The 9,479-nt window shown below is 69.4% G+C and carries 7 protein-coding genes; 5 read left to right on the top strand and 2 right to left on the bottom strand.

The features are described from left to right. Positions 1–55: 55 nt before the first annotated feature. Positions 56–1,777, bottom strand: a complete 1,722-nt coding sequence (locus tag G6018_RS10965) for an AMP-binding protein (RefSeq protein ID WP_182639596.1) — start codon at positions 1,775–1,777, stop codon at positions 56–58. A 225-nt stretch (positions 1,778–2,002) separates the two neighbouring features. Here G6018_RS10965 and G6018_RS10960 point away from each other — a divergent pair, with 225 nt between their 5' ends. The 4 genes from G6018_RS10960 to G6018_RS10945 all read left to right on the top strand — a co-directional run bounded on the left by G6018_RS10960 (position 2,003) and on the right by G6018_RS10945 (position 6,584). Continuing rightward, on the top strand, positions 2,003–3,529 hold the full coding sequence (locus G6018_RS10960; RefSeq protein WP_182610134.1) for a CoA-acylating methylmalonate-semialdehyde dehydrogenase: 1,527 nt from the start codon (positions 2,003–2,005) through the stop codon (positions 3,527–3,529). A 90-nt stretch (positions 3,530–3,619) separates the two neighbouring features. After that, a complete protein-coding gene (locus G6018_RS10955) occupies positions 3,620–4,795 on the top strand; it encodes an acyl-CoA dehydrogenase family protein (RefSeq protein ID WP_182610133.1) in 1,176 nt (391 codons plus the stop codon). A 3-nt stretch (positions 4,796–4,798) separates the two neighbouring features. Then, complete coding sequence (gene mmsB / locus G6018_RS10950; protein ID WP_179525943.1) at positions 4,799–5,695, top strand: 3-hydroxyisobutyrate dehydrogenase; 897 nt, start codon at positions 4,799–4,801, stop codon at positions 5,693–5,695. 25 nt (positions 5,696–5,720) lie between these two features. Continuing rightward, the gene (locus G6018_RS10945) at positions 5,721–6,584 is read left to right on the top strand and encodes a LuxR C-terminal-related transcriptional regulator (protein ID WP_179525942.1); all 864 of its coding nucleotides are present in this window, start codon (positions 5,721–5,723) and stop codon (positions 6,582–6,584) included. Positions 6,585–6,646: 62 nt separating this feature from the next. Here the strand turns inward: G6018_RS10945 and G6018_RS10940 are convergent, their stop codons facing one another. Next, positions 6,647–7,948, bottom strand: a complete 1,302-nt coding sequence (locus G6018_RS10940; RefSeq protein WP_182639595.1) for a cytochrome P450 — start codon at positions 7,946–7,948, stop codon at positions 6,647–6,649. Between the two features lie 284 nt (positions 7,949–8,232). On the opposite strand from G6018_RS10940, the gene G6018_RS10935 reads away from it, so the two are divergent. Further along, positions 8,233–9,479 (top strand): MFS transporter (locus tag G6018_RS10935; protein ID WP_241732062.1); only part of this gene is annotated, 1,247 nt, incomplete at its 3' end.

The following is a 9,479-nucleotide window of genomic DNA, read 5'->3' as shown; positions in this document are numbered from 1 at the left end:
CAGCCCGGCCGACCCGGCCCCGCAGCCCGGCCCGCGCGGGCCCGGGAACCGGCCGTCAGCGCAGCGACTCCTCCCGGAACTCGCCGGGGAAGTCCACCGACGGGCCGTTCTCGCTCTCGCCGTTGCGCAGCTCGACGCGGCGGATCTTGCCGGAGATGGTCTTGGGCAGGTCGGTGAACTGGAGACGGCGCACCCGCTTGTAGCCGGCCAGGTGGGTGCGGGAGTAGTCGAAGATCTGGCGGGCGGTCTCCTCGGTCGGCTCCCAGCCGCCGGCCAGGACGACGAACGCCTTGGGGACGCTCAGTCGCACGGGATCCGGGGACGGGACGACCGCCGCCTCGGCCACCGCCGGGTGCTCCAACAGGACGGACTCCAGCTCGAACGGCGAGATCCGGTAATCCGAGGACTTGAACACGTCGTCCGTCCGGCCCACGTAGGTGATGTAGCCCTCGGAGTCCCGCGAGCCGACGTCACCGGTGTGGTAGAAACCGTCCGCGTACGCGGCGTCGGTCCGGTCCTTGTCTCCGTGATATCCGACCATCAGGCCGAGCGGGCGGGGGTCCAGGCGCAGGCAGATCTCGCCCTCGGCGCCCTCTCCCGGGACCTCCTGTCCGGTGGCGGGGTCGACCAGGACGACGTCGAATCCGGGGCACGGGCGGCCCATGGACCCGTCTTTGATGGGCTGGCCCGGGGTGTTGGCGATCTGCACAGTGGTCTCGGTCTGGCCGAAGCCGTCGCGGATGGTCACCCCCCACGCGTCGCGGACGCGCCCGATCACCTCCGGGTTCAAGGGCTCGCCGGCACCCACCGCCAGCCGTGGCGGCACCTGCAGCTGCGTCAGGTCGGCCTGGATGAGCATCCGCCACACGGTGGGCGGGCAGCACAGGCTGGACACCCCGCAGCGGTCCATCTCGCGCATCATCGCCGTGGCGTCGAAGCGGGAGTAGTTGTAGATGAACACGCACGACCCGGCGATCCACGGCGTGAACACGTTGGACCACGCGTGCTTGGCCCATCCGGGCGAGGACACGTTGAGGTGGACGTCGCCCGGCTGGAGACCGATCCAGTACATGGTCGACAGGTGGCCCGCCGGGTACGAGGCGTGGGTGTGCTCGACGAGCTTGGGCTTGCTGGTGGTGCCGGACGTGAAGTAGAGCAGCAGCGTGTCGTCGGCGTGGGTGGTGTGGCTGGGCTCGAAGTCGGGGGAGGCGTCCATCGCACCGGCGAGGTCGGTCCAGCCGTCGGGGGCGCCGCCCACCGCGAACCGCTGATAGTCGCCGGAGATGGCGGCGAAGCGCTCGGCCAGCTCGGAGCGGGCGATCACGTGCTTGATTCCGCCGCGGGCGATGCGGTCGCGCAGGTCGCCCTCGGCGAGCAGGGTGGTGGCGGGGATGACCACGGCGCCGAGCTTGATCACCGCGAGCATGACGTCCCACAGTTCCACCTGGTTGGCCAGCATGAGCAGGATCCGGTCGCCGGGCCCGACCCCGGCCTCGCGCAGCCAGTTGGCGGTGCGGTCCGAGCGGATCCGCACCTCGTCGAAGGAGTACTTCGCCTCGGTCGGTGCGCCTCCGCCGTCGTGCTCCTCGACGATCCACAACGCGGGATCGGTGTTCCCCTCGGCCTCGACGTCGAACCAGTTGAGTGCCCAGTTCCACTCGTCGAGCTCCGGCCACGCGAAGCCGGCCCGGGCGGCCTCGTAGTCCTCCGCGTTGGCCTGCAGGAAGTCGCGGGCGGCGCGGAATCGGGTGGTGGCGTCGGTGGCGAGCGGGGCCATGAAGTCTCCTGACAGCGGGCACGGGTGAGAACGGGCACGGGAAGTGAGTCAGCTCACAGTATGGGCGGCCGGGCGGCTGGCGGTACACCCGAAAGGGGAGGGTCGGGGGCGGCCCCGGGGCCGGGTCCTGGATTACTAGGAGATGCAAGTATAGAGTGATGGTCATCACGGGAGCAGTGGCGCGCGGACATCTCCGGACCGCGGCCTCACGACGAAGGGATGTCCATGTCGGATCTCAGGCAGATCGAGCACTACATCAACGGCACCAGGGTCGCCGCCACGGGCGGCCGAACCCACGAGGTGTTGAACCCCAGCACGGGCAAGGCGCAGGCCGTGGTCCCGCTGGCGTCGACGGCGGAGGTCGACGACGTGATCGCCAAGGCCGCCGAGGCGCAGAAGGCGTGGGCGGCCCAGAACCCGCAGAAGCGCGCCCGCGTGCTCATGCGGTTCGTCGACCTGATCAACCAGAACATGGACGAGCTCGCGGAACTGCTGGCGATCGAGCACGGCAAGACCACCCCGGACGCGAAGGGCGACATCCAGCGCGGCCTCGAGGTGATCGAGTTCGCGATCGGCATCCCGCACCTGCTCAAGGGCGAGTTCACCGAGAACGCCGGCACGGGCGTCGACGTCTACTCCATGCGCCAGCCGCTCGGTGTGGTCGCGGGGATCACCCCGTTCAACTTCCCGGCCATGATCCCCCTGTGGAAGGCGGGCCCGGCCATCGCGTGCGGCAACGCCTTCGTGCTCAAGCCCTCCGAGCGCGACCCCTCCGTCCCGGTGCGCCTGGCCGAGCTGTTCACCGAGGCCGGTCTGCCCGACGGCATCTTCCAGGTCGTCCACGGTGACAAGGAGGCGGTCGACGCGATCCTCAACAGCGAGACCATCCAGGCCGTGGGCTTCGTCGGCTCCACGCCCATCGCGCAGTACATCTACGAGAACGCGGCCCGCACCGGCAAGCGCGCGCAATGCTTCGGCGGCGCCAAGAACCACATGATCATCATGCCGGACGCGGATCTCGAGCAGGCCGCCGATGCCCTGGTCGGCGCCGGTTTCGGCTCCGCCGGTGAGCGCTGCATGGCCATCTCGGTGGCCGTTCCCGTGGGCGAGGGCACCGCCGAGGCCCTGCTCGAGAAACTGGTGCCCAAGGTCAAGGAGCTGCGGGTGGGCCACAGCCACGACCCGAAGTCCGACTACGGCCCGCTGGTCACCCCCGAGTCCAAGGCCCGCGTGTTGGACTACATCGACCAGGGCGAGAAGGCAGGTGCGGAGATCCTCATCGACGGCCGCAGCGTGGGTGCCTACACGGACGAGTTCAACGGCGAGGACATCTCCGGGGGCTACTACGTCGGCCCCACGCTCATGGACAAGGTCACCCCGGACATGAGCGTCTACACCGACGAGATCTTCGGCCCCGTCCTCGTGGTGGTCCACGCCAAGGACTACGAGGAGGCCCTGCGCCTGCCCAACGAGCACGAGTACGGCAACGGCGTGGCCATCTTCACCCGCGACGGCGACGCCGCCCGCGAGTTCGTGTCCAACGTCCAGGTGGGCATGGTCGGCGTCAACGTGCCGATCCCCGTGCCGATCGCGTACCACACCTTCGGAGGCTGGAAGAAGTCCGGATTCGGCGACCTCAACCAGCACGGCCCGGAGTCGATCAAGTTCTACTCCAAGGTCAAGACGGTCACCCAGCGCTGGCCCTCCGGCATCAAGGACGGTGCCGAGTTCGTCATCCCCACGATGGACTGACCGCGAACCGGATCCGCCGCGCAGCTCACCCGCCGCGCAGTTCACCTGCCGCACACCGTACGAACCGGGCACCGTATGAGAGGAACACCCATGTTCACCCTTGATGACGACGACAAGGTCATCGTCGACACCGCCCGCGACTTCTCGGTCAAGCGGATCGCGCCCAAAGCGCAGGAGTGGGACGCGACGCACCACTTCCCCAAGGACGTCCTCCGCGAGGCCGCCGAGATGGGGATGGGCGCCATCTACGTCTCGGAGGACGTCGGGGGCAGCGGGATGCGGCGGCTGGACGGTGTCCGCATCTTCGAGCAGCTCGCCCGGGGATGCCCGTCGGTGGCCGCGTACCTGTCCATCCACAACATGTGCGTGTGGATGGTCGACGAGTTCGGCACCGAGGAGCAGCGCCACGAGTGGATCCCGCGGCTGGCGTCGCTGGAGCTGTTCGCGAGCTACTGCCTGACGGAGCCGGGCGCCGGGTCGGACGCGGCGGCGCTGCGGACGAAGGCGGTGAAGGAGGGCGAGGGCGAGACCGCGGAGTACGTCCTCACCGGCACCAAGCAGTTCATCTCCGGTGGCGGGCAGTCGGACGTCTACGTGGTGATGGCCCGCACCGGGGAGGCCGGCCCCAAGGGGATCTCGGCCTTCCTGGTCCCGGCGGACTCCGAGGGCCTGAGCTTCGGTCCGGACGAGCAGAAGATGGGCTGGAACGCCCAGCCCACCGCGCAGGTGATCATGGAGGGTGTGCGGGTCCCGGCGGCGAACCTCATCGGTGGCGCGGACACCGGCGGCGAGGGCCTCGGGTTCACCATCGCGATGCGGGGGCTCAACGGCGGGCGCATCAACATCGCCGCCTGCTCCCTGGGCGGCGCCCAGGACGCGTACACGCGGGCCGTCGCCCACGTGCGGGACCGTGAGGCGTTCGGCGGCGCGTTGATCGACGAGCCGACGATCCGCTTCACCCTCGCGGAGATGGCGACCGAGTTGGAGGCGAGCCGGCTCATGCTGTGGCGCGCCGCCGCGGCCCTGGACGCCAAGGAGCCGGATCACGTGGAGCAGTGCGCCATGGCGAAGCTCTTCGTCACCGACCGCTGCTTCGACATCGCGGACCGGGCGTTGCAGCTCTTCGGCGGGTACGGGTACCTGGCCGAGTACGGAATAGAGAAGATTGTGCGAGATCTCCGGGTGCACCGCATCCTGGAGGGGACGAACGAGATCATGCGCGTCGTCGTCGGCCGGGCCGTCGCCGCGCGCGGACTGGGAGCGTAGGACATGGACAACCGATCGCAGACTGTGGCGTTTCTCGGGCTGGGCAACATGGGTGGACCCATGGCCGCCAACCTGGTCGGCGCCGGACTCGACGTCAGAGGATTCGACCCGGTCGCCGCGGCGCAGGACGCGGCCCGGACCGCCGGGATCACCGTGTGCGACTCGCCCGCCGAGGCGGTCCGGGGAGCCGGCGTCGTGATCACGATGCTGCCCAACGGTGCGCTGGTGACCTCGACCTATGACGAGGTCCTGGGCGAGGCGGGGGAGGGGACCCTGTTCATCGACTCCTCCACCATCTCGGTCGACGACGCCCGTGCGGTCCACGCCAAGGCCGTGGACGCCGGGATGCTCCAGGTCGACGCGCCCGTCTCCGGCGGCGTCAAGGGCGCGACCGCCGGCACCCTGGCGTTCATGGTCGGCGGGGAGGACGAGGCCTTCGCGGCCGCGCAGCCCGTGCTCGAGCCGATGGCGGGCAAGGTCATCCACTGCGGCGGAGCCGGGGCCGGCCAGGCCGCCAAGGTCTGCAACAACATGGTGCTGGCCGTGCACCAGATCGCGATCGCCGAGGCGTTCGTGCTCGCCGAGGGGCTGGGTCTCGATCACCAGGCCCTGTTCGACGTGGTCACCGGGGCCACCGGCAACAGCTGGGCGCTGCACACCAACTGCCCCGTCCCCGGTCCGGTCCCCACCTCTCCCGCCAACAACGACTTCACGCCCGGCTTCGCCACCGCTCTCATGAACAAGGATCTCGGGCTGGCGCTCGCGGCCCTGGAGAGCACTGGTACGGTCGCTCCGCTCGGCGCGGCAGCGGCTGCCCTGTACGACGAGTTCGCGCAGGACAACGGTGGCAAGGACTTCAGCGCCATCATCACCAGCATCCGCGATTCCTCGCGGAGCTGAACACCTCCACTCTCGGGAGAACACCATGTCCACCCTCCGACCCAAGGATTCAGACGCTGTACTAGGGGCCCTGCGCCGGGCCCGCCGTGATTCCGGTGTGCCCGTCGTCTTCGCCGGCGACGTCACCGGTGAGACCGCCAGACTGAACCGCTTCATCGGGGTCCGCACCGACTCCATGCAGGGGCTGGCCGTGGCCAGGGGCCGTGGGCTCGGTGGTCACGTGATGGCCTCCGGACGACCGGCGACGGTGCGCGACTACGAGGAGTGCTCGAGGATCACCCGCGACTACGCCGACGCGGTGGACCGCGAGGGCTTGCGGGCGATCATCTCCGTCCCCGTGATCGTCTCGGGCGTGGCGCGGACGATCCTCTACGGATCGGCCCGCGTCGCCACCCAGCTCGGCGACCAGGTCACCCGGACGTTCACCACCGTCGCCGCGGACCTGGCCTCGGAGTTCAAGGTCCACGACGAGGTCGATCGACGACTGCGGATGGCCGACCACGCCGCGGCCGAGCAGAACTTCGGGCTGGAATCCTCCGACAGGGAACGTCTTCGTGTCCTCCACGGCGAGTTGCGGGCCATCGCCGCCGAGCTCGGCGATCCGGATCTCCGCGAGAGGCTCCTGGCCGCGGGTTCCGCGCTGGCGGGGGTGGGCCGGACTCCGGACGTGGGCCGGGACCCGGGCCCGGCGCCGACGGTCCTGTCCCCCCGGGAGATCGACGTCCTCGCACAGGTCGCTCTCGGATGCTCCAACGCCGAGGTCGGCGCCCGACTGTCCCTGTCACCGGAGACGATCAAGGCGTACCTGCGCAACATCGGTACCAAGCTGGGCACACGGTCACGGATGGAGTCCGTGGCCCGCGCCCGGCTCCTCGGCGTCCTGCCCTGATCAGTCCTGCCCTGATCTGTCCGGCCGATCCGTCGTGCTCGGATCCGTCCCGGCCGGGGGCCTCAGTGGTCTCCGGGTCGGCTACAGCGGACCCTGACACCGGTCGCCGGACGGGTGAGCATCATGGTCCACGGGAACGTCAGGTCGTCGGGGTCGTCGCTGATCCGCACCTCCGGCCTGCACAGCGCCGCGACGGCCGCGGACAGGGCGGTCACGGCGATCCTCTCGCCGGGGCACCGGTGGCCGGTGCGGACCCCGGCGCCGCCGTGCGGGATGAACGCCTCCAGCTGTTCGGCGTCGTCGACCCCCAGGAACCGTTCCGGGTCGAAGGTGCCCGCGTCGTGCCAGTGGTTCGGGTCCGTGTCGGTGCCCTGCAGGTCCAGCAAGACGCGTTGCCCCGTCTTCACCGGACAACCCTGGACCTCGAAATCGGTGGTTGCGAGCGCGGGCAACATGGGCACGAACGGGTAGACACGTCGCACCTCCTGGGCGAACGCCACCGCCTCGGGGATCTCGGTGAGCCGACCGGCCTCCTCTGAGGCGTTCCGGATCCGGCTTCGCCACCCCGGGTTCTCGGCCAGGGCCACCGCGGCGAAGGCCGCGAAGCGGGCGACCGCGACGGTCGGACGGGTGAGGTTCTGCAGTTCCACCGCAGCGGTCCGGGCATCGACCAGCTGGCCGTCGTCGTCCCGGAGCTCGGCCATGGCCGCCAGCACCGACTCGGGATCGGGTTGTGTTTCTCCCGACCTGACCTTGCGCACCAGGGACGTGGCCCACCGGTCGAGGCGCAGTCGCTCCACCTGCGCGACGGGGTTCCCGGAGATCCGTCCGAACGTGTCGAGAAGCCTGCTCATCTGCTTGGTGCGCCTGTTCGCCTCCTCCGGACGCACCGGCAACCCGGCCCACCGAAACGCCGCTCGACCGAACGCGGTCGTGGAGTCGTGATACACGGTTCCCGATCCGCGGCGTGCCCACTCGTCGAGCATCTGCTCGAGCTCCACCGCCACGAGCGAGGCGAACTGCGCCACCCGGTCGTCCTCGTAGGCCAGGTCGGCGAGCGCGTTCTTGCGAACGGTGTGGGCGTGACCGTCGAGACCGTGCACGGCTCCGGGTCCGAAGAGCGGCAGACGGACGAACGCCGGCATGGCCCCTTCGCGCTTGACCTTGGTCGAGTCGTAGAAGTGGCGGACCCCCTCGACTCCTCGCAGAAGCACGGCCCGTCGACCCATGAGGCGAAGGCTCACCGGAGTCTGGGAGTCGGCGGGTAGGCCCACGCGCTGCCTCACTCGGGAGGTGAACAGGTATCCGGACCGGAGAAAGTCGAGGGATTGTTCGCGGAGCGTGTGGCTGGCGTGGGACTGCATCGGTGCCTCCTGGTGGCTCGGGTGCGTGTCTCGCCCGACACCCTAGGGGTGCGGCGAGGGCGGGGCATCCGGTCGAGCGCGGGCGTCGCGACTGTGGGCCGGGTCACGGCACACATACTTTCGGGTGTATCGGGTGTGGTGGTCATCACATACTGTTCGGCTCAATCGACGCCTATGCGTCGGCGATCACCCGCCTCGCCGGAGGTCAGATACCCGGCGAACCTGACACGACTGGAGTTGTCTTGACGCAGTCCGGAAACACCCCGCCGGGGGACGCGGCACCGCTGTCCCCGAATCTTCCGCCGGTCGAGCAGAAGACCTCGCTGAAGAAGGTCGCCGCCGCGTCCTCGATCGGTACCACGATCGAGTGGTACGACTTCTTCATCTACGGCACCGCCGCCGCGCTGGTCTTCCCGGCCCTGTTCTTCCCCGACCAGAACCCCGCGACGGCGACGCTGTCCTCGTTCGCGACCTTCGCCGTGGCGTTCTTCGCCCGGCCCGTCGGTGCGGCGATCTTCGGCCACTTCGGTGACCGGATCGGTCGCAAGAACACGCTCGTCTGGACCCTCATCATCATGGGCGTGGCGACCGTTTTCATCGGTCTGCTGCCCGGGTACAACACGGGGGCGTTCGGCGTCTTCGAGGGCGGCATCGGCATCTGGGCACCGACCCTGCTGGTGGTGTGCCGCTTCTTCCAGGGCTTCGCGGTCGGCGGCGAATGGGCCGGAGCCACGCTGCTCACGGCCGAGTACGCCCCCGAGGGCAAGCGCGGCATGATGGCCATGTGGCCGCAGCTGGGCGTGGCCTTCGCGTTCTTCCTCTCCTCGGGGACGTTCCTCATCTTCTCGCTCGTCGCCGGTAGCGGTGCAGACCTCGACAGCCCCTTCATGCAGTACGGCTGGCGTATCCCGTTCCTGCTCTCCGCCGTCCTCGTGCTGGTCGGCCTGTGGATCCGTCTCACGGTCGAGGAGACCCCGGTCTTCCGTCAGACCCAGGCGAGGGAGGCCAAGGAAGCCGCCGAGACCGCGGCTGCCGACAAGGCCGCGAACAGGGTCACGGCCCCCAGGACGCTGCCGTTCGCCGATGCGCTGCGGTACCAGTGGAAAGAGATCCTCATCGCGGGTGGTGCGCTCACCTCGCTGTTCTCGCTCTTCTACATGGGCACCGCGTTCCTCACGAACTACGCCACCGCCACCCTCGGGCACTCCCGCCCGTTCGTCCTGGGCATGGGCATGATCGCCGCGCTGATCTTCGGTGCCGCCATCGCGCTGTCGGCGATGTACTCGGACAAGATCGGCCGGAGGAAGGTCATCGGCACCTCGGTCGGACTGGCCATCCCGTGGACGCTGTTCGTCTTCCCGATCCTCGACACCGGGTCGACCTTCGCCTTCGGTCTGGTGCTGTTCGTCACGCTGATCATCTTCGGTATCGCCTACGGACCGGCCGGTGCACTGCTGCCCGAGCTGTTCCAGGCCCGCTACCGCTACACCGGCGCCGGGCTCGGCTACAACCTCGCCGGCATCCTCGGTGG

The sequence above is a fragment of the Dietzia sp. DQ11-44 genome, from assembly GCF_014145205.1.
Taxonomy (GTDB): domain Bacteria; phylum Actinomycetota; class Actinomycetes; order Mycobacteriales; family Mycobacteriaceae; genus Dietzia; species Dietzia natronolimnaea.
Note: the sequence above shows the minus strand (reverse complement) of the source record. Positions and strands in the feature narration are given on the sequence as shown.

Bases quoted from the DNA above. Each gene is read 5' to 3' on its own strand.
- G6018_RS10940 (WP_182639595.1), bottom strand. From the start codon at position 7,948: ATGCAGTCCCACGCCAGCCACACGCTCCGCGAACAATCCCTCGACTTT.
- G6018_RS10955 (WP_182610133.1), top strand. From the start codon at position 3,620: ATGTTCACCCTTGATGACGACGACAAGGTCATCGTCGACACCGCCCGC.
- G6018_RS10965 (WP_182639596.1), bottom strand. From the start codon at position 1,777: ATGGCCCCGCTCGCCACCGACGCCACCACCCGATTCCGCGCCGCCCGC.
- G6018_RS10945 (WP_179525942.1), top strand. From the start codon at position 5,721: ATGTCCACCCTCCGACCCAAGGATTCAGACGCTGTACTAGGGGCCCTG.
- G6018_RS10960 (WP_182610134.1), top strand. From the start codon at position 2,003: ATGTCGGATCTCAGGCAGATCGAGCACTACATCAACGGCACCAGGGTC.
- mmsB (WP_179525943.1), top strand. From the start codon at position 4,799: ATGGACAACCGATCGCAGACTGTGGCGTTTCTCGGGCTGGGCAACATG.